Below are 23,194 nucleotides of genomic sequence, written 5' to 3'. Positions count from 1 at the left end.
CATGAAAAAAGATGTTAAAAAAGCAAACAATAAGACTTCATCAACGAAGCGCAGCGGGATGCCAAGACGCGATTTCTTTAAACTGCTGGGAAGCGGTATCATAATATTTTTCCGTCCGTGGGGCGCATTGGATCTGATAGCACTTCCAGGAGATCAGGCTCGCAGCCTTCCTAAAGACTACAATTCATTTTTGTCAATAGCAGAAGATGGAACAGTAACATGTTTCACAGGTAAGATCGAAATGGGTCAGGGGATAATTACATCACTTCCTCAAATGATGGCTGATGAACTGAATGTCCCGCTTGAAAAAGTAAAAATGGTTATGGGAGATACTGATCTCTGTCCATGGGACGGAGGTACCTGGGGATCACTTACTACAAGGGCTTTTGGTCCGGCAATGAGGGCTGCAGCAGCGGAAGCGAAAGCTGTTCTTCTTGATCTGGCATCAGTCCAGCTGGGAGTGCCCGTAGCTCAGCTTGAAGCAAAAGATGGAATTATAATTGATACAAAGAATCCTAAAAACACTGTAAGTTATTCTCAACTGGCTAAAGGTAAACGGATTGAAAAGTTTCTCGATGTAAAACCGACACCGGAAGACTATACAAAATTCTATTATGTAGGGAAATCATATAAGCACAGTGATGCCAGCCTGAAAGTTACAGGAGCTGCAAAATATACAGGTGATTTGAAACTTCCCGGTATGGTTTATGCGAGGATACTCCGTCCGCCTTCACATGGTGCCAAACTGACTTCAGTTGATTACTCAGCGGCTGAGAAATTGCCGGGCGTTAAAGTCATCAGGGATGGTGATCTGGTTGCTGTTCTTCATGAGAACCGTGAGAAAGCTGATGCTGCCCTGGCAACTATAAAGGCTGAGTATTCATTTAATGAGATGCCTGTAAATGACAAGACTGTATTTGAATGGATGCTCAAAGCTGATTCAAGAGCTAATGTTGTACGATCAAAAGGAGATCTTGAAGCCGGACGTCAGCAATCAGAAAAAGTTTTTGAATCGGAATATCACGATCCGTATCTTGCTCATGCTCCGATGGAAACGCATACCGCTCTCGCACAGTTTGAGAATGGGAAAATGACAGTGTGGGCTGCAACGCAGACTCCTTATCCTTTGCAGGACTCTATCTCAAGGGACCTTGGATTGCCACTTGATAAAGTGCGGGTTATAGTGCCTTTTGTCGGAGGTGGTTTTGGCGGAAAAAGTGCATATCAGCAGGGAAATGAAGCTGCTAAACTGGCAAAATTATCTGGCAAACCAGTTATGGTTATGTGGACCCGCGATGAGGAGTTCTTCTATGATAATTTTCACTCAGCGGCTGTAATAAAGATCAAGTCGGGCATTGATAAAGAGGGCATGATAAAACTATGGGATTATCATGTCTATTATGCCGGGACAAGGGGGTCAGAAACGATATATGATGTTCCGAATAATAAGACAACCGACTACAGCCGTAACAGAGAGGCACCACCTGTTCATCCGTTTAGCACTGGTCCGTGGCGTGCACCAAATGCCAACACAAATACCTTCGCCAGGGAAGTGCAAATAGATATTATGGCCTCTGCAGCAGGAATTGACCCACTGGAATTCCGGTTGAAAAACCTCAAGGATGAGAAGATGATCGCTTGTCTGAAGTCTGTAGCTGATAAATTCGGATATGTACCGGGTAAATCGCCCAGCGGCAGGGGTATAGGTGTAGCCTGTGGTACTGATGCAGGGACATGGGTTGCCCATATGGCTGAGGTTAAGGTTGATAAGGCAACAGGTAAGGTTACCGTTGTCAGGATAGCCTGTTCACAGGATATGGGCTTATGTGTGAATCCACAGGGTGCAACAATTCAGATGGAGGGATGTATAATGATGGCCCTTGGATATACTTTCACCGAGGAGTTGTTCTTTGAGGGAGGAAAGATTATTGACCGCGGATTTGATACATATGAAATACCAAAGTTCTCCTGGTTGCCAAAGATCGATACGGTTATACTCGACAGGAAAGACAAAGCCCCTCAGGGTGGCGGTGAGCCTGCAATAGTATCGGTCGGTGCCGTAATTGCAAGTGCAATATTTGATGCCACAGGTGCTAGGCTTTACAGAATGCCAATGACGCCAGCCCGGGTACTTGAGGCGTTGAAGAAGGCGTAACGACATAACGGCGTAATGGCGCAAAAGTGCAAAGGAAGAAGATAGAGAGGGGGAGAAGGGGAGAATGGGAGAGGAAGAGGAAGAGACTCCGTGTACCTCCATGCTCTCTGTGTCTCCGTGGTAAAAAATGAATAATTGAGTACTAGTTTAATGTTAATAAATTAACAGGAAGAGAAGGGGAAGGATGATTCCGATTATAGTCAGGATCGCTCCCCTTTTTGTTATTCCGTTTTTGCCTTTTACAATAAACAGTCCGGTTATTGTAACTGTGATAAGGGCAAGACAGAAAATATCACTGAAGTATTTCCACCACCTGCCCGGATTATAATGCAGGAAGTTCAGCTGGTAGAAAATTGGTCTTTTACTGATCTTCTCAATAACTCCTTCCCCTGTTGTTTTTACCTGGATGAAACCACCATCTATGAAGATTGTAACCTTGTTGCCTGTTGGGAAATGAAATGCTTTATACTCAATGTCATTGCCGATACTCTCAATGATCTTCAAAGCGGTTTCGTCATTAAATGATTGTCTGTCAACAGGAACCGAAGTTGTGAATTCCCGATTATCGAAGATATAGTTTGGATTCCAGTTATTCTTATGGTTAAGCGCTATTCCGGAAATAGCATATATAATTGTTAGTCCGGCAATAAGATATCCTATATCACGGTGGGTGACCCGGTTCAGTTTTGACAGATTCATTAAATTCAGATATTAAAAAAAAGGTCAGCTGTTCACTGACCTTCTCATATTTCGAAAAGATAAATTATTTAACAGAATGACTTTTATAGTCCATGATTATGTTTGCAAGTGAAGACTGTTTTGCAAGAGCAGTTTCTGTTTCGCAGGTATCAGCAGCCATCGGTTTAGCTGTACCTTCAGCCATCATTGCAGCATGTTTTTCTCCTGCAGCCATTTCTGGTGCGCCGCCGACTTTGGTAATTGTACCTTCAACTGTGACTTCGCTACCAAGAAGTTCCAACGGGAATTTCGGCATGTTTTCACCTGCAGCAATGAATAATCTTACATCGGGATTTTCGCCAACAATAAACAGTTTTTTGCCGCTCTCGGTGCATACATGAACAACTTTACCTTCAACAACAATATTTTTACCAACGAAATTATCAGGATTTTCAACAAGTGATGCAAATTCAACTTTTACCGCATCTGAATTTTCGGCTTTTGCAGTTTCCTTATTACTTGTATTACCACATGATGAAAGTATTGCAGCAATAACTACGAATGAAAAAATACGTCTGATCATAATTGTCTTTGTTTAGTTAGGTTTTATTTTAAATTTTGGAGCTGCAATATCCGAAAATTTATTCAGTTATCAATGACTTATATCAATTTTAACTAATCCTTAACTCTTAATTGATTGGTAATTATGACGGATTATTAATCTGATCCATCTTTCAAAATATTTGTCAATTTCAGATTAGTCCGGTATTTATGAACGTAGCACTGTCTTTAAAAGTATCTATATCCATCTCAACAAAGATGTTTTTCACTCCTCCTTTTTTTAGTGATGAAAAAAACTCCTTCCAGTCTACAATCCCTTTTCCGAGAGTTACATTTTTCTTTTCAGTTGGTGAATAGTCAGCCAGATGCGCTGAGATAAACCGTCCCGGGTATTTATTAAAGTAATCCGAAGCTTTATACCCGATACTTATAACAGCAACCTGAAATTGCATCTTAACGTAATCAGGATCAAACTGTTTAAGTAAAGCGTCGTAAATCAGCGTATCATCGATTTTTTCAAATTCTCCGTGATGATTGTGAAATCCCGTCTGAATTCCGGATTTTTTAGTCTTCATTCCAATGGTGTTGAGTTCATCAGCTGCCTTCATCCAGTCACTCATTGTTGCAGTCCGCGGAAGTCCGAAACTTGATAGTATCATTTGTTTCTGCCCTGATTCGGCTGCAAATGCGATCCTTTCATCCAGATTTTTTCTTAGTTCTGTCATCCCATAATGAGTGCTTTCAAAGCCGAGTCCGGCATCGTTGATTATCTTCTTCATCTCTTTGGCTGTCAGTTTCATCAGCGGACCAAATCCGGAACTCTCATATCCTGGAGGCGAACACATCTCTACGGTTTTATAACCAAGAGCGGCTATCTCTTTTAATGTCCCGGGAAAGTCTTTGACAAGTTTGTCCTTTACTGTCCAGACCTGAAATCCGAGAGGCAGATTTACTGCTTTGGGTATGCTGTTACTGTATGAATCCAGAGGGATTTGTGATGCCAGAACAGCGGATCCTATTCCGATAGCGCTTTTGCCCAGGAATTCTCTTCTTGATATTTTTTTCATATGATTAATTTTTATAGCCTGACTAATTAACCAAATTTACATAAATGTCATGATTATTGCAATCCCGCTTGAAAATCAATTTTTTTACCTGTATTTTTATGTCATGAAGAAGACATATCTGTTAATATCTGCACTGGCATTCAGTGCGATATCATTGGCCCAAATCCCGCAGGCAGACATATCTAACGGGATTATCAAAGCAAAATTTTATCTGCCTGATGCAGAGAATGGCTATTACCGGAGTACCAGATTTGACTGGTCGGGTAATATGCCTGTTCTTGAATATAACGGACACAGCTATTTTGGACAGTGGTTCTCAAAATACAGTCCCGAGATACATGATGTTATTATGGGCCCGGTTGAAGAGTTTGTTGCTCTTGATTATGCAGAGACCAAACCCGGGGATAATTTTGTAAAAATTGGAGTAGGTGTACTTAACAAACCGGATGATAAACCATATACTTTCAGCCGGCTATACACTGTTGTAAATGCCGGTAAGTGGAGCGTAAAGAAGAAATCTGATAACATCGTTTTTAAACATGATTTAAAAGACAAGGTGTATTCCTATAAATATGAAAAAACCGTTAGTCTTACCAAAGGCAAACCTGAACTGGTCCTTCATCACATACTTAAGAACACAGGAACAAAAACAATTGAAACAAGTGTCTACGATCACAATTTCTTTGTAATCGATAATCAGCCAATTGGCCCGGATTTCATTATTAAGTTTCCGTTTAATCTTTCAGGAACAGGTCAGGGTGTTGGTGTCCTTGCAGAATTAAAAGAAAACACAATTCAATTTCTGAGAATTGTAAATGACGGAGAAACAGTATTCTGCGGTGATATAAAAGGTTACGGACCTGATGCAAAGGATTATGATATCAGGATTGAAAACCGCAAAACAGGAGCCGGTGTAAGAATAACATGCGACCAGCCTTTCCAGAAACTCAATTACTGGAACTGCGCAACAACATTATGTCCTGAACCTTATATTAAAATCAAGGCAGAACCGGGAAAATCAGTTGAGTGGACTATAAAATATGAATTCTATACTCTTCCGGAATAATTCAGGATTTTACAACTCCTGAATTATCAGTTTTCTCCATTTTACTTTAATCCCGCCGCCATCGTGAATCTGGAGGGCAATAGAACCATTTGCCTTACCTATCTTTTCATCGGAGAAATCAACCATCGGTTTCCCGTTAAGCCATGTCTGTACCTTGTCGCCTTCAACGCGCAGACGTAGTTTATTCCATTTGCCGGGTTTAAGTATGTTTTCTTTCTCATCCTCAATCTGTTTCAGCCATCCACGGCCATATGATTCATAGATGCCACCGGTATCTTTTCCCTTAGGAGCCACTTCGCACTGCCACCCTGAAATTTTTGTTCCTTCAATTGTTGAACGGAAGAAGAGTCCGCTGTTACCGTTGGCTTCCTGAAGGAACTCAACAGTTATATCAAAGTTTTTGTAAAACTTTTCAGTTGCCAGGTATCCGTATTTTTTATCCGGACCGCTCTCACAAACAAGAAGACCGTTTTCCACATACCATTTTTCAGTTCCGTAGATCTTCCAGCCTGTAAGATCTTTGCCATTAAAAAGAGATTCTTTCTTCTGAGGAGCGGAGAAGCTGGCGAGAAGAATTAAAACAGTTAAGGATAGGATTAGTTTTTTCATAAGTTATTGGTTATTGGGTTATTGGGTTATTGGGTTATCTGTGTTTTGAACCCCCTGTGGTCCCCCTGAGAGGGGGACAAATTTGGAGTCATTATATTATTTCGTTAAGAACTGGCGGAGGTAGTTACGGCTCTGGAGGAGTGCTGTTTTTCTGTTTTCCAGGGAACCTTCAAATGATTTATCTTCCACCTCAATACAGGCACTTCCTTTATACCCGACTTCGTAAAGTGCCGAAAAGAATTTTCCCCAGTTGATATCTCCAAGTCCGGGAATCTTTGGAGTGTGGAGGTTTAGTGGTGTTGTCAGAATACCGACTTCATTGATCTTTTCCCACAGCACCCTGGCATCTTTTATATGTACATGAAAAATCCTGTCCCTGAATTCAAAAATGGGTTTTACATAATCCATCATTTGCCATATCAGATGTGACGGGTCGTAATTCAATCCGAAATTTTTCGAGGGAATAGCCTCAAACATTCTTCTCCAGAGAGCAGGGGAGTGGGCAAGGTTATTTCCTGATGGCCATTCATCCCTGGTAAAGAACATCGGACAGTTCTCGATTCCTATTTTAACATTTTTTTCTTCAGCATACCTTATAATAGCGGGCCATAACTCCATGAACTTCGCGAAATTGTCGTCATCATGTTTTGAGGAGTCGGCACCTATAAACGTATTCATTATGCCAACTTCAAGACGGGCAGATGCATCTATAACCTTCTTAATATGATCGATATAGAAATCTGATTTTTCCTTATCAGGATCAAGGGGATTAGGATAGTAACCCAATCCTGAAATAAATACATTTCTCTCCCTCAGTTTTTTATTGATTCTGCTTATTTCATTATCGTCGAGGGCTGCAACATCGATATGTGTGACACCGGCATATTTTCGGTTGGCTTGTCCTTTAGGCCAGCACATTAGTTCCACACAGGCAAATCCGTTATCAGATGCGAAATCTATAAGCTCATCGAAAGAAAGATCTCCAAGAATGGCGCTTTGAATTCCAAGTGTAATCATATTATCAGTTTGAAATTATCAAATGAAATTATTACCGCAATTTAATTAAAAACGGCATTAATGATTTCTTAAAAACACTTAAAAAACTGATTACAGGAATCTTCTTTCCTGAATTAGAATTATAAATTAATCCACAGGTTTTTTTTATTTAACCTCAGCCTTTGCACCAGTTGTTATAGCGACATTTTTTCTCCACTCATACTTGTTTCCCAGGTTCAGTAGTACATCATATGTGCCTGGTGAACAGCAATTAGTGATCTTTGCCTTCTCATAACTTATTGTCTCAGCTGATTTGTTCGGAGCCGGATTGCCTGTCTGGCGGGCAGCAGTTCCTGCCGGATAGAGATGCATCCCTTTTACGTCGAGAGGGCCTGCATAGGTTATTCCACCGGCGTTAAGATTTGTTGTTATCAGGTACTTAATATCGGGCTGCATCTTAAAATTCTCAAGCCAGATCTTATGTGTTTGTCCGGAAATACCTACCGAAACAAGTACATCATAGGTATTTGGTTTTATACTCCCTTTAGTTTTCTCTGCAATTTTATCAGGATTAATTGATGCATCGTGTTTGCCCGGTAAATAAAATGTGGGTACTCCGAAATAAATATCCTGGATAGTATTTGTTTTGCATCTGTTAACAACTGATTCGTAGGATGCCAGACCTGCCTGCGGTGCCGGTGACTCTGTTACTGTGATCTGATAATCATACAGAGTTATTGATACTGTTGTCTTTGTATTCGGTTTAATAATGACATTCTTGACAACAAAACCGAGTGTCCCGGGTTTTGCTGATAATTTGAAAGTCAGTTTCAAATCGTATGTACCAGAGGCTGCTCCCTGGGTTTTTACTTCCTTGTTTCCGCTGAAAAGTTTGAAGGAAGATCCGGAAATAAGATCTCCCAGTGTCCTGATATCAACATTCAACGCTGTCTTGTCGGCAGCATTCATTGCGGCATAGCTCTGCTGAACCCATACCTGGTTCCAGCATCTTTCAGTCTTGACAGTTATCCCATTGTCAAATTTGTAACTGTACTCTGTAACAGGTTGTGCCTGAAGTGACAAAATCACTAAAGCCTGAATAGTTATTAAAGAAAATACCTTTTTCATGGCAGTAAATTTTAGTCTGTTGAGAAAGAACTAATCAAATTTACGCCAATTAAACGTTAGAAAAAAATCTTTCTTTTAACTGGTTATAACCTGAAATTTTCCTGAATAATCCGGATCAATATCAACTCCTGACCCTGGTCCGGTCGGGACTTTTACAACGCCATTTACACTTTTAAGCGGCGATGTTTTGCATTCGTAAACAATATCCGTTTTAAATCCCTTGAATTCGTGGTAGGGCAGGGCATTGGGAAGTGCTGATACAAAATGAATCATATAAAGGAATCCCAGATCTCCACCGGTCATATGAGGAGTACATGGTTTGCCAAAAGCGTTTGCCATCATCGCAACCTTCATTGCCCTGATCATTCCTCCGAAATAGAAATAATCAGGCTGTACTATCTGAAGACCATCATTTGCGATTAACCAGCGGAAGCCATGCAAACTATATTCCTGTTCTCCTCCGGCAACAGGAATACTGAGGGCATCGGCTACCTGTTTGGTTTCCTCATACCAGTCGAAATGGACCGGTTCTTCAAAAAACTGAAAATTGTAATCCTCGAGTAGTCTTCCAACTCTTATGGCCTCCTCAACTGAATAGAATCCATTCGAATCTCCATATAAAACCATATCATCACCAAATGTTTTCCTGACAAGCGGAATAATCGTTTCAGTCCTTCCGGGAGGACCAACGGCATTAATATCTGCAGTACCGAACATAAGCCCCCCGACTTTGATCTTGAGAGCCTTTGCATTATATTCTGCTACATCTCTTTTTATCAGTTCCATTGATTCTGCTACCGGTTTTTCTCGGTATTCAGTAGCCTGGTATACAGCAACAGCCGGATTATGAATATCTCCGATTAGTTTTCCCAAAGGCTTATTTGCAATTCTTCCCATCATATCAAGTATTGCAAACTCAATAGTGGCAAGCGGTACACCCAGAGCCATTCCCGACAGTCTGAAATTAAGCTGGTAGATATAAACTTTTTCAATAAGAAGATCAAGATCGCGAGCATCCTTATTTATAAAAAATGGTTGCAACAGATTGGTAAAAATCGGGTATAACGACCTTAACTGGCCGCTATGTCCTACCGATATGCCCTCAGCTCCGTCTTTAGACCTGACCCTGCACAGGAAACTGTTTTTATATCTGAGCAACTCCAGTTTTTCAATAATTACCGGATTGGAATAGAACTCCCTTTTGAAAACAGGTCTCTTTAATACCTCATCGAGTTTTGTATAATTGCTCTTAATTTTTTCCGATACCTGTTCAGAAGAAAAGCCGGATGAATTAAGAGGAATCGTTGCTGCAATGCCTCCGGCTATTGAAGTCTTAATAAATTTTCTGCGGTTTGTTCCCATAATATTTTCAGGTTTTTTAAGGTTTATTATTCAAGATCTATTCCTATTATCTCATGGTCAAGGATATGACCAACATTAAGTTCAATCCTGTTATCTTTTATTACATATGATGCCGGTCTTTCGCCAACAAGGAGTTTAACTGCTGTGACTTTAGTATTTTGAGGAATGTTTATACTTATATCTGCGCCAACCGGAATCAATTCTCTGAAAGGTCCTTTCATCATCATCGGATTTGTCAGGTTTACCAAGTGTACAGTCATTGAGTTCTGCTGTCTCCATAGTGTAACATCAAGTACTCCCGGCCCTTTTACCTCAATAATTGGTTCTTCTTTGAGGGCCCATCTGATGGTATTTCGGAGAAGTTTACCATGATCAGCGCTCATTATCTGCCAGAAGGTTCTGTCAATATCTCCGGGGAAATAAGCTATGCGTCCTTTATTGGTTTCGCGAAGGAAGAGACCACGTGTATTTGTCTCGGGGATTCTCGGATAAACATCTTCCATCGGAAGATCAGGATAAGTTGGTATATGAGTTACAGGATCGGGGAATGTGGCTCTTGGAATAACCTTTACCATATTAACTGTATTAATGATACGGTATGCTTCCTCAAGGTCCTTTAGTACCGGATGAAACTGACCTGATGAACTATCCTTCTTCAAACGCAGATAACTGTTTTGCATTGGTCCTTCAACACCTTTATCATAAGAAACTCCGAACAGATCTGCCAGTCCGAAATCCATCCTTCTTCTACCTTCCTCATCATAAAGAGATGTTTCGAAAGTTGCCAGGATACTTCCTCCTGCGATTACAAATTTTCTTATCTGGTCACATTGCTCTTTCGAAAGAGTAGCAATATTCGGAAGTATAAGAAGCCGGAACTGTTTTAAATGTTCTTCATCCAGAAGCCTGTCATTTACCATTTCAAAAGGCATACGGTCCTCTATTAGTGCATGATACATACCTGAAGCATGATCGCCATTTCTTTGTTGCCAGGTTTCGCTGCCATAATTTGGATTCTGTTCTTTAAATACCATTCCAACCCGCGCCATAGGTGAAGTATTTCTGAGATAACTTTCATTTCTGTAATGCACCTGATAAATCTTATCAACAATATCAAGCCATCGTTTATCGTATAATACTCCTGAAAACTTGGTGAACCACGGATGCATTCCATTTGCCGTACCCTCAGCTACCCAGACTCTTATCTCCGCCTCCGTTTGTACCGAATCTTTCCATCTGTACTGTTCCTCGACACCGACACTGAAAATTCCACCAAGTGGTTTCATTCCTATTGAGGCTCGTAACTCCTTGGCAACTTTTCCGTTTGACCATGGCAGAGTTGAGCCGCTTCTTGCCTGGTGGTCTGTAAAGACTATGTCAGATAATTGTCCGGTAATAACTTTGTCGGGGAATCCGTTAGGAATAAACCTCGATTCGGCTTTTTCCTTTCTGATGATCCCATCCCATAACAACCATAGCTCTTTTAACCTGCCCGTGCTCCATTCAATATATTTCTGATAAGTCTTGTCGAACCTGTCATTACTTTCAGGCAATTCAAGCCCTGAATATTCTTTGAAATTTCTACGGCAATGTTCACAATAACATATACCATGTCCGGCCCAGCGATTCGAGAAAATGCCATCCGGCTTATATCGTTCCATGATCTCCTTATGGACCTGGCTCATAAACTCAAAATTGTAGGGTCCAAGAGCGCATGTCACCCATAATTCCTTATTAGCCCAGTGACGTCTCTTTTCACCATTCGCAGTAACTGCAATCCAGTCGGGATGAGCATCAAACACATCCTGCCGTGCAGCGTGCGGATCAGTCCTGGCAATAATTGACATTTTCATCTTTCTGCTTCCTTCAACAAGGTATCCGAAAGGATCGCTTTCTCCCAGCCAGTTGCTTCTGTGATGCAGTGGAATATTTGTAGGATAGTATGCCACCACACCCCCGGCACTGAGGGTGGCCCCGTCAGCATGGATCTTTTTAAAGTAACTTAGCCAGAAGTCGGGATCAAATTTCCCGGGATCATTTTCTACTAATGTAAGTTGAGCCCATCTCATTGGTTTATTGAACCATTCAGCCTCCTGTTGAAGTCCAAAAATTCCGAATGCTGAAGGATCTGTAAGAAGATATGCTCCAGTAGCTGCCGAGGTGGATTTAATGAAATTCCTTCTGTTCATTTCTCTTTATTTAAGTCATAAAAGATAGTCAAAATATCTTTTGCCAACTATCCGGAATCATTAACAATACGTTAACACTCTGTTAACTAAATATTTGTATTAATTTATGTAACATTTGTAAAATATTACCGTCTTTATAGATGACTAACCTAAAACTAATGCAGAATGGATCATGTTGTTTACCTCGATTGGAGGTCCCGGGAACTTGAGAATCTTGTAAAGGGCAATAAATCAATGATTATCAGAGGAGCCAGCGGACGGAAATTACCTTATGGAAGGGTAAATGAAGGTGACGTACTCTATTTTGTAAATAATAACGGAGAGGGTGAAATTAAGGCAAGTGGTGTTGTATCTTCCGTGCTTAATACTGAAAAGCTAAGTGTTGAAGAGTCATATGAGACAATAATTAATCACCAGGACAGGCTTCAGTTGCCCGATAAACAATTTGAACAGATAGCCGGAAAAAGGTATCTTGTCCTTATTGGTCTTACCGATATTAAGCCTGTTAAGCCTCTGCGGATAGATAAGTCTTCATTCCCGAATACAGATGACTGGATTGCAGTTGGCAATATCTCAGCAGTGCTTCCGGTAAGAGTTGATTTTTAGTATAAATAGCCTGAAAAATGTTTAAGAACATTTTGGTGTTTTTTTTCAATTTTGCGGGAATATTTTCAGTAGATTAGTTGTCATATACAAAATCAACTCACTTAAATTCTTCTAATATGAAAAAAAGTTTTATGAGATTCCTATCAATTACAATCGTTCTGGCTCTTATCGCGCCTGTAATGATTAATGCACAGGCTGGCAAAGCTAATTTCGCCGGCAGCTGGGTTGCAAATGCAGAGAAAAGTACTCCGGCTCCTGCTGGTGGCCAGGGTGGTGGCGGCATGAGAATGGGTGGCGGCGACTTCACAGCTACTCAGGATGCTAATCTCCTTTCTGTTACAAGAACAAGAACCGGACAGGATGGTACCGCAACTACAACAACAACCAAGTATACCCTTGACGGAAAAGAAACTGTAAACACAACACAGAGAGGCGAAAGCAAATCAACTGCAACATGGTCAGCTGATGGTAAAGCCCTTACGATAGTTACAGTAAGTACTTTCGGCGACCGGGAAATGAAAACTACCGAGGTATGGACACTTACCGATGCTAAAACTCTTACAGTTACATCGACCAGACCAGGTATGGATGGTGCTGAAGTCACAACCAAAAGAGTTTATGATAAAAAATAGCTTTTGAGATTCTGGATTTTTTCAAAGAGGCTCCATTTTGGGGCCTTCTTTTTTTCTCCTGTGTTAATCTACTGTTAATGTTTTCTTTTTAAGAATATAACCTGATTTATGATTGTCTATTGATTAAACAGACGGATCAGGATGGTGTACAACTTCTTCTCCGGCTTAGTTGAAAATAAACAAATTAAAAAACGATAATTATGAAAACAACAGTAAAAATGACAGGACTTCTACTGATGATCCTGTTAGCATTTGGCGGAACACTTAATGCACAGAGAGGAATGAGAGGAAATGGTATGCGTACCGACTCAGTAAGAACAAGAGAATTCAGACCTGATTTGGCTCCGGGACGAATGACCCCGCGGGGACAGTTTAATGATCAGAGGCAAATGAATGGAATGCGTCATGGTATGGGAATGGGTCCGATGGCAGGAATGGGACGAGGCGCCGGATATAATTTCAGGAATGGCCGCGGACCAGTGGGTCCGGGTAGACTTATTAATGAAAGCCTTCCGAATGTAACCGAGAAGCAGAAAAAAGATATGGCCGATCTGCAGGTAAAACAGCAGGAGGAGATGAAAAAACTCCGTGAAGAGGTAACTGCTAAAATGCAGAGCCTGCGCGATGCTCACAAAAAGGCCATGGAAAGTTTGCTTACCGAAGAACAGAAGAAATTTATTGAATCAAAACAGGTTAAGCCTGCGGCTGCACCTGCTGCAGTAACCGCTCCTGCAAAATAGGATCTGTTTAAAATACTTGTTTGTTAATTGAACTTATTGATCTGTACGGCTGTTTCTTCGAAAGAATAAACATAACTTAGTACAGATCAATATTTTTTATATGATAAAGCTCTTTTTTATTGCACTGCCTGTATTTTTCGCCATCGACATGCTATGGCTCGGATTAGTTGCCAAAAAATTCTATAGTCAGCATCTTGGTTTCCTGATGCGACCTGACGTAGGGTGGGTACCGGCGATAATATTTTACCTTTTGTTTATTACTGGTCTTGTAACTTTCGTTATTTCACCTGCTGTCGAAAAACAGTCATGGCTGAATGCTTTATTATTCGGGGCATTCTTCGGACTGATAACCTATTCCACATACGATCTTACAAACCTGGCCACTCTTAAGGACTGGCCGATAATAGTCACAATAGTAGACCTGATCTGGGGAATGGTGTTGTCAGCATCAGTTTCCGTGGTAACCTATCTCATTGCAATCAGAATAGGGTAGGAAGAGGGTAATTTAAATTTCGCTGAATTTTACCAGCCTGCCGCTCTTTTCATCATACAGCTTTAAAAGTGCCGATTCAAATGCACTCCAGAATGTAATTGGCTTTACCTGCTGAAATATTGCATTTTCCCTGTGACATTTTTTCAGATTATAATTCGGGATCATTGGACTCAGATGGTGGATATGATGATATCCTATATTTCCGGTGAACCAGTTCAGAAGAAAAGGAAGTTTAAACATAGAACTGCCCTTTAATGCTGTGTTCATGTAATCCCAGTTCTCAGCCTTAGACCATAAAACATCTCTGAACTGATGCTGTACGTAAAATAGCCATACTCCGTGCGCAGTTGCTATATACAGGATCGGAATCTGGACAAGAAGAAAAGTCTTCCAGCCAATAAGAAAAATGAGAGCGACTACAGCTGCTGCCAGAGCTAGGCTTGATAAATGAACGTAAAGTTTCTCGGTTAAGTTCATATTTTTTTTTGGAAACCTCTGAGCAATTGTAAAAATAATTATCGGTGCAATTCCGAAAAGAACTACCGGGTTACGGTAGATCCGGTAATAAAGCTTCTTCCACTTTGATAGCTTCTGATACTCATCAACTGTAAGTGTCATAACATCACCCACTCCCCGTTTGTCAAGATTCCCGACTGTCTGATGATGAATCTTATGCTCGTGATGCCATTTATTATATGGTGTGAAGACAATGAGGCCTGTGATTATTCCAACAATCCTGTTGAGCACTTTTGATTTGAAGAATGATCCATGCCCGCAGTCGTGAAAAATTATGAATATCCTTACCATGAAACCCGCAGCAAAAACAGAAAGCAGAAGAGTAAGCCAGTAAGATATTTCAATAGATTTGATCATTAATATCCATAGTATTATATATGGTCCCATTGAATTGACTACCTGCCACCAGCTTTTGAGAGCATTGGGTTTGTTATACCTTGATATAATAGTCATCCAGTCGGGTTTGCTGCTATTATTTATATTTTCGGTTTTTTCCATTATTTCTGTTTATAAATCGGATGCATTTGTGCAATTCTTTGAAAATCAGAATGCAAAGTTACAATATTGAGCATCAAATGTCAAGTCCCGGGGATTTTTGAAAGCAGGAAGTTGATATGTAAAACCCATTATTAATTATAAAACAAAATTCTTACCGAAATGTTTAAGCTGCTGTCTCTTCATAAAATAGCATAACCGGAAATTTATGAGTACCTTTGAGCAATTAATGCATATTGCAGGATAAATAACGAACCAAATTTAATTTATGGGAAGATCGCAGGAGACATTCAACAAAAAAGAGGTTAAGAATAAAAAAGAGAAAAAGAGAAAAGAAAAAGAGAAGAAGCGTCTGATCAGAAAAGAGTCTGGAAAAAAAGGCAGCTTCGACGACATGATAGCATATGTTGATGAAAATGGTATGATTACATCAACTCCACCCGATCCCAATAAAAAAATTGTTATTGATCCGAGCAGCATTGAACTCGGAAATACAAAGAGTGACCCATCCGATAAGCCTGATTATATAAGAAAAGGAGTTGTAACCTTCTTTAACGATTCCAAAGGATTCGGATTTATCCGCGACATGGATAACAAACAGAGTGTATTTGTTCATGCAAATAACCTTCTTGATAAAATCAAGGAAAACAATGTTGTGACATTTGAGATTGGAAAAGGCCCTAAGGGAGCGACAGCTTTAAATGTTAAGTTGTTCAAAGATTAGCAGTTCCATCTTTAAACAATTTCAATGATCAATCGTTACTAGGGTAATGATTGAACAATTTTCCCATATATTTTATTACCATTATGTCTTTAATTCTTAGAAGGATACTGACTGTTGTTATTTTATTAACAGTCAGTTTTAAAGTATTTGCACCAAGCAGCAATGCCATTGTAATCTTCGCCTCACAACCATACGAGCCATTCCGGAAACTTATCACCGCAATTGGTATGGTAGAAACAAAATTCGATACACTTGCCTATAATCCCGAGGAGGAAGCAGTTGGTTATTTTCAGATCAGACCCATAAGGGTACAGGATTACAATGAAAGAACCGGAGAAAGTTATGAACCGGCTGATATGTACGATTATCAAACTTCTGAAAAAGTATTCTTATACTACGCTTCAGAAATTGGTCCCTATAATTTTGAGAAGATTGCAAAGAACTGGAACGGTTCCGGTAAAAAGACTATTCAGTACTGGAAAAAGGTGAAGAAATACCTGTAAAACGTATTACCCTCTACACCTCTTTCCTCACAATTTACTCGTTTCTCGCTACTCCGTTTAACAGGATATTCCCTTTTTTTTACCATCCGTTTGGTCAATCCTGCCATCCGTTGGATTATCCTTTTCCGGTATTGTCTTATAGCATAATTTTGATGTGAAGATTGAAACTAATCCTTCATGAAAATGAAGAAAGAATAAAAAAGAGACAGTTAAAAGCATTAATCAAAATTATCAAAATTTAAAATTTTAAAGCCATGAAAAGAGTGTTAATCGCAGGTTTACTAATGTTAGCATTAAGTACTGCATCGTTTTCGAGAGAATTTGTTGCTGCAGGGAAAACCCATTCAGCACTGGGAGACTACAAAATAGAGATGGCCGATAAGCCTGTTACCATTAATGGTGAAGAACTTAAGGCATTTGTTATCAGCTATCAGAATTCACCTCTTGAGGTAACTGTAGCTATTAAGAAAGACAAGAAGTGTAAAAACTACATTGTGCTTTCCGATAAGTTATCAGTTCAGTATGTATGTAACGGAGATTATTTCGGGGTTCAGAAACTTGACAAATCAATGGATCTGGTAGGTTACACAAAATCTGAGGAGGCTTTGGACAGGAGCCAGTATTTTCATCAGAAGTTAATTGTACCAGGTAAAAACAGTGAGACCGAAAGTACCCAACTTATAGCAGCTTACTTCCCCCTTCTTATCAAAGGTGAAGTGCTTGCAGCAATGTAGATCATCGCGATCAATAACAGGCCGCCAGGCCATCCCTAGTTTTAGGTTTTAATTTAACTGAAAAGAGACATCCACCGATGTCTCTTTATCATTTTATTGATTATTCATACCTGAGCGACCTTACCGGATTCCGGCTTGCAACATTCCACGTCTGTGAGCTAACCGTCAGTAATGCGACCAGTATGGCCAGCAAAGGTCCTGAAACAAAAGCCCAGACAGGAACCGGAGTATGGAAAAAGAACCTTCCGAGAAATATCCTGCCAATCATTAATGCCAATGGAACAGCCATAAGAACTGATATTAAAAGCCATTTACAATAATTTGTTAGCAACAGTCGCATCACAGATAAGGTTGTGGCTCCGTTGGCCTTCCTGATCCCTATTTCTTTTGTACGGTTTTCAGAAGTGAAGGAAGCCAGTCCAAATAATCCCATGCAGGCAAGAATAAGCGCGATTATGAATGCAAGACCAACCAGTTGTGATGGCAGATTCAGATTAGAGTATGAGATCAGATCACGAAATAATATTGCCCTGTATGGCTCTTCTGTCTCATATGCATGGTAAACTTCCCTAATTTTGTTGCTTACTGTTAAAAATGAACCTGATGAATACTTTACCAGAATAGTTGGCTGTTCATCTGGTTTGATGCGCATAATTGTTGGTACAAGAGGACCGGCCAGATCAATTGCGTGAAAATCCTTAAAGACACCTATAACAGTACCTTTTTGTCCCTCAACGGTGATTGTCGATCCAACCGGATTTGTGTTTTTTATCACTCCGGCTGCAATATCATTTATGAGATAGGAAACAGAATCTGTTGAAAAGGCAGGATCGAAAAATCTGCCATCGGCAATGTTTACTGTTACCGTTTTGTTATAATCAAAATCCGAATTGACACACCAGAAAAGTATTTGTTCGGTGATATCCTTTCCATTCCAGCTGACTTCACCCGAAACCTTTGCACCGCGTCCGGGAATACAGTTAGTAAAGCTTACTGCATCAATACCCGGAATGGCAAGCAAATCAGCCTTAACACTTTCTGCATGTTTCTGTATATTGGTTGTAGTATTAAGTATAATTGTCCTGTCCCTGTCTACTCCAAGGTCGTAATTTCGCATGTAACTGTCCTGGGCCCTTATTATCATCATGCATATAATCAGAACCACAGGTATTGTGAACTGGAATACAATAAGAGTTTGCCTGAAAAAACTATAGCTGTGACTGGTGATCAGTTTCCCCTTAAGGGCATCCACAGGATTGGATGATGCAAGATACAGGGCCGGAAGTAATCCTGAGACCAGGCCTGTAAACAGGGCAACTGCAATAAGAATACCGATTATTACAGGGTCGGGACTGAAATGAATATCAAAGCTGAGTATTGCATTTAAGCCCGGAAGTAATGCCATTACTAAAATAAGAGAACTCAGAAGGCTAATTGCTGTTAATATGAATGTTTCGCCGAGGTACTGAATTGCAACAGAAGACCTGCCTGCACCCGCTGCCTTTTTTATTCCCGCTTCGCGATACCTTCTGAAATTTAAGGCAATTGAAAGGTTTATATAATTGAAACATGCAATCAGAAGAATTGCAAAACCTATGGAACCTGCAATTGCGATATTCTGCATTTCATTCCATACCCTTTTTCCTCCGGCATATGAGTACAGGATCTTTTCTTTCAGAGGAAACAGGAACAGCTCCTGATTAAGAGTTGTTTCCTCGTCTTTGATAAGATCTCTGATCTTGTTCTCAACATACAATTTTTCAGCATTGTCCTTTAATACAATCCAGGTTTGATTAGCTGTTGAACCAGGGTCAGTAGCCCGGGTATTCTCTGACAGAAATCCTGAAAAGGGAATAACAAAGTCAAATTGCAGGAGAGACTGACGCGGAACATCTTTAAAGATTCCGGCTATATTAAAAGACTTCTCTTTTCCGTTCTCTTTAACTATCAGTGTTTTTCCTTCACAGTCTGTGCTCTGAAAGAACCTGACAGCCATGCTTTCAGATACCAGAATTGAGTTCGGACCCGTCAGTATATTGGTTTTGCCCGGACTGACAAGAGGGAAAGTGAAAACACTGAAGAAGTTACTATCGGCATATAATCCGGTCCCGGTAAACGCTTTATCACCGGTGATAAAAGTAAAATCCTGTGCTGCTGTCCGGGTTATTTCCTGTGCTTCGGGAGCCGCTTCCTTCAGCAGATCTGAAAGAGAAGCTGAAAGGTACTCTTTAGGAAAACGGTCTCCATTGAAGTATGTTACCCAGGCTTCAACTGAATAGATTCTATCATAATTCTTATGAAACCTGTCATAACTATATACATTCCTGATATAGAGGAGAGTAATAATTGCGCAGGTTAGTCCGAATGTCAGACATAAATAAATGAGCAGACTGTATGTTCTTTTTTGCCATAAATAGCGGAGAGCTATCTTAAAGAAATATTTTAGCATAATTGTTCAGATTAAATTCATATCAAAATGAGCAAATGCTGAACTCATTGCCAAATCTGATATACCAAATGAACAATTTGCCAGACGAAATCTGCTGTATGACCAGTGAAATAAAGTGAATGAGCTTTATGAACTGCTGTTTCATTTGATCCTGAAAGGTTTAACCTTCCAGATCTTTTCACAATAATCACCGATAGAGCGGTCAGAGGAGAATTTTCCCATTCTGGCGACATTCAGTATTGCCATTTCATCCCATTTACCGGCATTTTTCCAGGTGCCGGCTACCAGGTCCTGGCAGGCAACATACAATGGATAATCAGCCATAAGCATATAAGGATCGTGCCATAACAGGTTGTCGGTTAAAGGCTTAAACAAATTGCGGTCGCCTTTTGAGAAATGACCTGAATTAATCATGTTTATCACTTCGCGCAACTCTTCGTTATTATCGTAAAGAAACTTAGGATTGTATCCGTTACGTTTTGCGTCATCCACCTGCGAAGAAGTGAGGCCGAAAAGGAAGAAATTTTTATCTCCAACCTCTTCGCGGATCTCAACATTAGCCCCGTCGAGTGTGCCTATTGTCAGTGCTCCGTTCATTGAAAACTTCATATTACCGGTACCACTGGCTTCTTTACCGGCTGTTGAGATCTGTTCTGAAAGGTCTGCTGCCGGGTAAATAATCTGTGCATTTGTAACATTAAAATCAGGAAAGAAGACCACCTTGAGCCGGTCCTTAACATCCGGATCAGAGTTTATCACCTCGCCAACTGAATTAATAAGTTTTATAATGAGTTTGGCAGTATAATAACCAGGGGCTGCCTTTCCTCCAAAAATAAATGTCCGGGGTGCAATATCGATATCAGGATTTCGCTTTATGCGTAAATACCGGGTAATGATATTCAATACGTTCAGGTGTTGACGTTTATACTCATGAATTCTTTTTACCTGTATATCGAACATTGAAGCCGGATCAACTATAATACCCGTTCTTTCTTTAATAAGTGCAGCAAGAAGTTTCTTGTTGTTGAGTTTAACATTTCTGAACTGTTCCCTGAATGAGGCATCGCCGGCAAAGGGCTCAAGCTTTCTCAGTTCCTCCAGCTTACCGGGCCATTTGTCACCAATAGAATCAGTAATAAGCCTGGTTAATCCGGGATTGCTCAGTACAACAAACCGGCGGGGCGTTACGCCGTTTGTAACATTATAGAATCGGCCTGGGTACATTTCAACCCAGTCGTGCAATACCTGTTCCTTCAGCAGATCAGTATGCAATGCTGCAACACCGTTTATTGCATTACTGCCTGCGCAGGCAAGGTTAGCCATCCTCACAAATTTGCCTCCAGTTTCATCAATAAGGGACATTCGGGAGAGTTTTCCCTCATCGCCTGGAAACCTTTTGCTGACTTCTGTCAAAAAGCGGCGATTGATTTCATAAATAATCTCAAGAACCCGTGGTATCAGGTATGCAAACAGTCCCACAGACCATTTTTCAAGGGCTTCGGGGAGGAGAGTGTGATTAGTATAACTGAAGGTTCTGCATGTTGTATCCCATGCTGTGTCCCAGTCAACGCTGTATTCATCAACGAGTATCCGCATTAGTTCGGCAACAGATACTGAAGGATGTGTATCATTAAGTTGTATAGCCCATCTTTTATGGAAATCCTTAGGCTTACCATCGAATCTGAGATGTATTCTCATCATATCCTGGAGAGAACAAGATACGAAGAAATACTGCTGTTTTAGACGCAGCTTCTTACCTTCAAGCATCTCATCATTGGGATATAATACCTTGCTGATATTTTCAGACTTCACTTTGTAATCCACAGCTTTATAGTAGTCACCCTGGTTGAATGAGGAAAAATCGAATGATTCTTCGGCTTCCGATTTCCACAGGCGCAGGAAATTACACGATGGTACATGGTATCCCATTATAGGTGTATCACAGGGTATTCCGGTTACTTTATAAGCCGGTTTCCACCTGAAGTATACATTTCCGTCAGAAGTGGTATATGACTCGGTATGGCCACCGAAATTTACGTTAACAGCAAGCTCTGGTCTTACGCTCTCCCAGGGATTACCTTTACGCAACCACTTGTCTGTTTTTTCAACCTGCCAGCCATCGCGGATCTCCTGATCGAAGATCCCAAACTCATACCTGATTCCATATCCTATAGCAGGTATCTGCAGAGATGCCAGCGAGTCAATATAACAGGCTGCCAGCCGGCCGAGACCACCATTGCCCAGTCCGGGTTCTTCCTCCTGGGCTATTATTTCCCCGAAATTGAAACCCAGCTCTTCAACAGCCTGTTTCATAGCGTCGAAAATATCCAGAGCAATAAGGTTAACTCCTAAATGCGGACCCAGAAGAAACTCAGCAGACAGATAGCTTACCAGCCGCGCATCATTTTCAAACACGGCATTCATTGTTTTATGTTCTCTCTGTAGTAACCTGTCACGTATGGTATATGAAACAGCCATATACATATCATTCAGGGAAGTATTCACTATATTTCTGCCCTGCTGGTAAAATAAATGCTCTGTAACAGCCTGTTTCAGTGATTCTACATCCATGCCACTACGGACATCTATCTTGGGTCCGTTTGAGTTGGTGCTTCCCATATCACCTTTATTCGTCTTCTTTGCCATTTGAGTTTAGTGTAAAATGATCGATCCGGTTTTGAAAAAACAGCAACGAAAAGGTACGAATAAAAACGTTAAAGTTTTCAGCGCTTTTAGAAATCTGTAAGCAACTACGAAAATGCTTCTGGAAAGTTTACTCTTATTATAACTGAATTACCATGCAAATGGTATCAGCCTGTATTTGGTTTTAAGAGTATAAGCAGTATACCCCTTCAGCTCCTTCCTTAAGGTTTCATCTTCCCATAATGTTCTCATTATGTGCAGAATGATCATAAAGACAACAGGAATAATGCTCCACAAAGATCCTAACAGAAGCGGGAATCCAATAGCCTGGATAGTTGATCCCATGTAAGCAGGATGCCTTACAACTTTATACAGTCCTGTATCACAAACAATATGTTCTCTTTCAGTTTGTATTCTGACAGTGCTTGAAAAGAATCTGTTCTGTTTCTGTGCCACAATAAAAAGCAGTTGTCCGGTTGCGGTGAGGATAATCCCGGCCAGAGTCAGGCTCCAGTGGAAATCCGGTGACCAGTAATAACGTCCCGAATCAAGTCCGGCCACAATGTACATAGCAATAGTAGCCAGAAACGATAGTCCCAATAACATTTTATCCCAGCTTTTGGTTCCCTCTCCAGGCTTTGAACGTTCTTCTAAAAGTTCAGCATCAGGTTTGAGCAGTGTATAACTCAGGATACCCATTATCAGTCCGATGCCTGTATAAATCAAACCCTGCCAGTAATAAAATCTGCCCGCACTCAAAAACAGAATGAGAAAGAACACCAGTGTACCTGTGAGGTGTTTAAGAATATAACCTGTTTTCATCTGATCATGAATATGAATTATTTTAA

21 protein-coding genes are annotated in these 23,194 nt (G+C 40.5%); 9 read left to right on the top strand and 12 right to left on the bottom strand.

Annotated features, from left to right (window positions below):
* Position 1 precedes the first annotated feature (1 nt).
* Positions 2 to 2,155 carry a xanthine dehydrogenase family protein molybdopterin-binding subunit gene (locus IPJ16_02645; GenBank protein ID MBK7626096.1) on the top strand — a complete coding sequence of 718 codons (2,154 nt, stop codon included), beginning with the start codon at positions 2 to 4 and terminating at the stop codon, positions 2,153 to 2,155.
* Between the two features lie 153 nt (positions 2,156 to 2,308).
* Here IPJ16_02645 and IPJ16_02640 read toward each other — a convergent pair whose 3' ends face one another.
* The 3 genes from IPJ16_02640 to IPJ16_02630 form a co-directional block, all read right to left on the bottom strand.
* Positions 2,309 to 2,854, bottom strand: a complete 546-nt coding sequence (locus IPJ16_02640) for a PepSY-associated TM helix domain-containing protein (GenBank protein MBK7626095.1) — start codon at positions 2,852 to 2,854, stop codon at positions 2,309 to 2,311.
* Positions 2,855 to 2,918: 64 nt separating this feature from the next.
* Positions 2,919 to 3,416 carry a hypothetical protein gene (locus IPJ16_02635; GenBank protein MBK7626094.1) on the bottom strand — a complete coding sequence of 166 codons (498 nt, stop codon included), beginning with the start codon at positions 3,414 to 3,416 and terminating at the stop codon, positions 2,919 to 2,921.
* A gap of 169 nt (positions 3,417 to 3,585) precedes the next feature.
* The gene (locus IPJ16_02630) at positions 3,586 to 4,461 is read right to left on the bottom strand and encodes a sugar phosphate isomerase/epimerase (GenBank protein MBK7626093.1); all 876 of its coding nucleotides are present in this window, start codon (positions 4,459 to 4,461) and stop codon (positions 3,586 to 3,588) included.
* A 103-nt stretch (positions 4,462 to 4,564) separates the two neighbouring features.
* Here IPJ16_02630 and IPJ16_02625 point away from each other — a divergent pair, with 103 nt between their 5' ends.
* On the top strand, positions 4,565 to 5,527 hold the full coding sequence (locus IPJ16_02625) for a hypothetical protein (GenBank protein MBK7626092.1): 963 nt from the start codon (positions 4,565 to 4,567) through the stop codon (positions 5,525 to 5,527).
* A gap of 9 nt (positions 5,528 to 5,536) precedes the next feature.
* Here the strand turns inward: IPJ16_02625 and IPJ16_02620 are convergent, their stop codons facing one another.
* The 5 genes from IPJ16_02620 to IPJ16_02600 form a co-directional block, all read right to left on the bottom strand.
* Positions 5,537 to 6,136 (bottom strand): DUF1080 domain-containing protein, encoded by a 600-nt coding sequence (locus IPJ16_02620; GenBank protein MBK7626091.1) that lies wholly within the window; start codon positions 6,134 to 6,136, stop codon positions 5,537 to 5,539.
* A gap of 96 nt (positions 6,137 to 6,232) precedes the next feature.
* The gene (locus tag IPJ16_02615; GenBank protein MBK7626090.1) at positions 6,233 to 7,150 is read right to left on the bottom strand and encodes a sugar phosphate isomerase/epimerase; all 918 of its coding nucleotides are present in this window, start codon (positions 7,148 to 7,150) and stop codon (positions 6,233 to 6,235) included.
* Positions 7,151 to 7,297: 147 nt separating this feature from the next.
* On the bottom strand, positions 7,298 to 8,260 hold the full coding sequence (locus IPJ16_02610; protein ID MBK7626089.1) for a hypothetical protein: 963 nt from the start codon (positions 8,258 to 8,260) through the stop codon (positions 7,298 to 7,300).
* Positions 8,261 to 8,335: 75 nt separating this feature from the next.
* Positions 8,336 to 9,622: a mandelate racemase/muconate lactonizing enzyme family protein gene (locus tag IPJ16_02605; GenBank protein MBK7626088.1), complete on the bottom strand. Its 1,287-nt coding sequence runs from the start codon at positions 9,620 to 9,622 to the stop codon at positions 8,336 to 8,338.
* Positions 9,623 to 9,648: 26 nt separating this feature from the next.
* On the bottom strand, positions 9,649 to 11,811 hold the full coding sequence (locus IPJ16_02600; GenBank protein ID MBK7626087.1) for a beta-galactosidase: 2,163 nt from the start codon (positions 11,809 to 11,811) through the stop codon (positions 9,649 to 9,651).
* A 165-nt stretch (positions 11,812 to 11,976) separates the two neighbouring features.
* On the opposite strand from IPJ16_02600, the gene IPJ16_02595 reads away from it, so the two are divergent.
* The 4 genes from IPJ16_02595 to IPJ16_02580 all read left to right on the top strand — a co-directional run bounded on the left by IPJ16_02595 (position 11,977) and on the right by IPJ16_02580 (position 14,282).
* Positions 11,977 to 12,417, top strand: a complete 441-nt coding sequence (locus IPJ16_02595; GenBank protein ID MBK7626086.1) for a hypothetical protein — start codon at positions 11,977 to 11,979, stop codon at positions 12,415 to 12,417.
* 116 nt (positions 12,418 to 12,533) lie between these two features.
* Positions 12,534 to 13,049 (top strand): hypothetical protein, encoded by a 516-nt coding sequence (locus tag IPJ16_02590; GenBank protein MBK7626085.1) that lies wholly within the window; start codon positions 12,534 to 12,536, stop codon positions 13,047 to 13,049.
* 200 nt (positions 13,050 to 13,249) lie between these two features.
* Positions 13,250 to 13,789, top strand: a complete 540-nt coding sequence (locus IPJ16_02585; protein MBK7626084.1) for a hypothetical protein — start codon at positions 13,250 to 13,252, stop codon at positions 13,787 to 13,789.
* 100 nt (positions 13,790 to 13,889) lie between these two features.
* Entirely contained in the window at positions 13,890 to 14,282 is a 393-nt protein-coding gene (locus IPJ16_02580) for a DUF2177 family protein (protein ID MBK7626083.1), read from the top strand.
* Positions 14,283 to 14,294: 12 nt separating this feature from the next.
* On the opposite strand, the gene IPJ16_02575 is transcribed toward IPJ16_02580, so the two are convergent.
* Complete coding sequence (locus IPJ16_02575) at positions 14,295 to 15,296, bottom strand: fatty acid desaturase (protein MBK7626082.1); 1,002 nt, start codon at positions 15,294 to 15,296, stop codon at positions 14,295 to 14,297.
* Positions 15,297 to 15,561: 265 nt separating this feature from the next.
* On the opposite strand from IPJ16_02575, the gene IPJ16_02570 reads away from it, so the two are divergent.
* The 3 genes from IPJ16_02570 (at position 15,562) to IPJ16_02560 (ending at position 17,254) form a co-directional block, all read left to right on the top strand.
* Positions 15,562 to 16,017, top strand: coding sequence for a cold shock domain-containing protein (locus IPJ16_02570; GenBank protein MBK7626081.1), 456 nt, complete (start codon positions 15,562 to 15,564; stop codon positions 16,015 to 16,017).
* 83 nt (positions 16,018 to 16,100) lie between these two features.
* The gene (locus IPJ16_02565) at positions 16,101 to 16,520 is read left to right on the top strand and encodes a hypothetical protein (protein MBK7626080.1); all 420 of its coding nucleotides are present in this window, start codon (positions 16,101 to 16,103) and stop codon (positions 16,518 to 16,520) included.
* 254 nt (positions 16,521 to 16,774) lie between these two features.
* Positions 16,775 to 17,254 (top strand): hypothetical protein, encoded by a 480-nt coding sequence (locus tag IPJ16_02560; GenBank protein MBK7626079.1) that lies wholly within the window; start codon positions 16,775 to 16,777, stop codon positions 17,252 to 17,254.
* Between the two features lie 100 nt (positions 17,255 to 17,354).
* Here IPJ16_02560 and IPJ16_02555 read toward each other — a convergent pair whose 3' ends face one another.
* From IPJ16_02555 to IPJ16_02545, 3 genes are all read right to left on the bottom strand, one after another.
* Positions 17,355 to 19,703: an ABC transporter permease gene (locus IPJ16_02555; protein ID MBK7626078.1), complete on the bottom strand. Its 2,349-nt coding sequence runs from the start codon at positions 19,701 to 19,703 to the stop codon at positions 17,355 to 17,357.
* 141 nt (positions 19,704 to 19,844) lie between these two features.
* Positions 19,845 to 22,349: a glycogen/starch/alpha-glucan phosphorylase gene (locus IPJ16_02550; GenBank protein ID MBK7626077.1), complete on the bottom strand. Its 2,505-nt coding sequence runs from the start codon at positions 22,347 to 22,349 to the stop codon at positions 19,845 to 19,847.
* A gap of 147 nt (positions 22,350 to 22,496) precedes the next feature.
* Entirely contained in the window at positions 22,497 to 23,168 is a 672-nt protein-coding gene (locus tag IPJ16_02545; protein ID MBK7626076.1) for an isoprenylcysteine carboxylmethyltransferase family protein, read from the bottom strand.
* Positions 23,169 to 23,194: the final 26 nt, after the last annotated feature.

Source organism: Bacteroidales bacterium (assembly GCA_016709865.1).
In the GTDB taxonomy this organism is placed as follows: domain Bacteria; phylum Bacteroidota; class Bacteroidia; order Bacteroidales; family VadinHA17; genus LD21.
The sequence above is the reverse complement of the archived record's forward strand: the minus strand, read 5'-3'. Positions and strand labels throughout refer to the sequence as shown.

Coding starts and splice junctions, on each gene's coding strand:
- IPJ16_02645 (MBK7626096.1), top strand. CDS start 2: ATGAAAAAAGATGTTAAAAAAGCAAACAATAAGACTTCATCAACGAAG.
- IPJ16_02640 (MBK7626095.1), bottom strand. CDS start 2,854: ATGAATCTGTCAAAACTGAACCGGGTCACCCACCGTGATATAGGATAT.
- IPJ16_02635 (MBK7626094.1), bottom strand. CDS start 3,416: ATGATCAGACGTATTTTTTCATTCGTAGTTATTGCTGCAATACTTTCA.
- IPJ16_02630 (MBK7626093.1), bottom strand. CDS start 4,461: ATGAAAAAAATATCAAGAAGAGAATTCCTGGGCAAAAGCGCTATCGGA.
- IPJ16_02625 (MBK7626092.1), top strand. CDS start 4,565: ATGAAGAAGACATATCTGTTAATATCTGCACTGGCATTCAGTGCGATA.
- IPJ16_02620 (MBK7626091.1), bottom strand. CDS start 6,136: ATGAAAAAACTAATCCTATCCTTAACTGTTTTAATTCTTCTCGCCAGC.
- IPJ16_02610 (MBK7626089.1), bottom strand. CDS start 8,260: ATGAAAAAGGTATTTTCTTTAATAACTATTCAGGCTTTAGTGATTTTG.
- IPJ16_02605 (MBK7626088.1), bottom strand. CDS start 9,622: ATGGGAACAAACCGCAGAAAATTTATTAAGACTTCAATAGCCGGAGGC.
- IPJ16_02600 (MBK7626087.1), bottom strand. CDS start 11,811: ATGAACAGAAGGAATTTCATTAAATCCACCTCGGCAGCTACTGGAGCA.
- IPJ16_02595 (MBK7626086.1), top strand. CDS start 11,977: ATGGATCATGTTGTTTACCTCGATTGGAGGTCCCGGGAACTTGAGAAT.
- IPJ16_02590 (MBK7626085.1), top strand. CDS start 12,534: ATGAAAAAAAGTTTTATGAGATTCCTATCAATTACAATCGTTCTGGCT.
- IPJ16_02585 (MBK7626084.1), top strand. CDS start 13,250: ATGAAAACAACAGTAAAAATGACAGGACTTCTACTGATGATCCTGTTA.
- IPJ16_02580 (MBK7626083.1), top strand. CDS start 13,890: ATGATAAAGCTCTTTTTTATTGCACTGCCTGTATTTTTCGCCATCGAC.
- IPJ16_02575 (MBK7626082.1), bottom strand. CDS start 15,296: ATGGAAAAAACCGAAAATATAAATAATAGCAGCAAACCCGACTGGATG.
- IPJ16_02570 (MBK7626081.1), top strand. CDS start 15,562: ATGGGAAGATCGCAGGAGACATTCAACAAAAAAGAGGTTAAGAATAAA.
- IPJ16_02565 (MBK7626080.1), top strand. CDS start 16,101: ATGTCTTTAATTCTTAGAAGGATACTGACTGTTGTTATTTTATTAACA.
- IPJ16_02560 (MBK7626079.1), top strand. CDS start 16,775: ATGAAAAGAGTGTTAATCGCAGGTTTACTAATGTTAGCATTAAGTACT.
- IPJ16_02555 (MBK7626078.1), bottom strand. CDS start 19,703: ATGCTAAAATATTTCTTTAAGATAGCTCTCCGCTATTTATGGCAAAAA.
- IPJ16_02550 (MBK7626077.1), bottom strand. CDS start 22,349: ATGGCAAAGAAGACGAATAAAGGTGATATGGGAAGCACCAACTCAAAC.
- IPJ16_02545 (MBK7626076.1), bottom strand. CDS start 23,168: ATGAAAACAGGTTATATTCTTAAACACCTCACAGGTACACTGGTGTTC.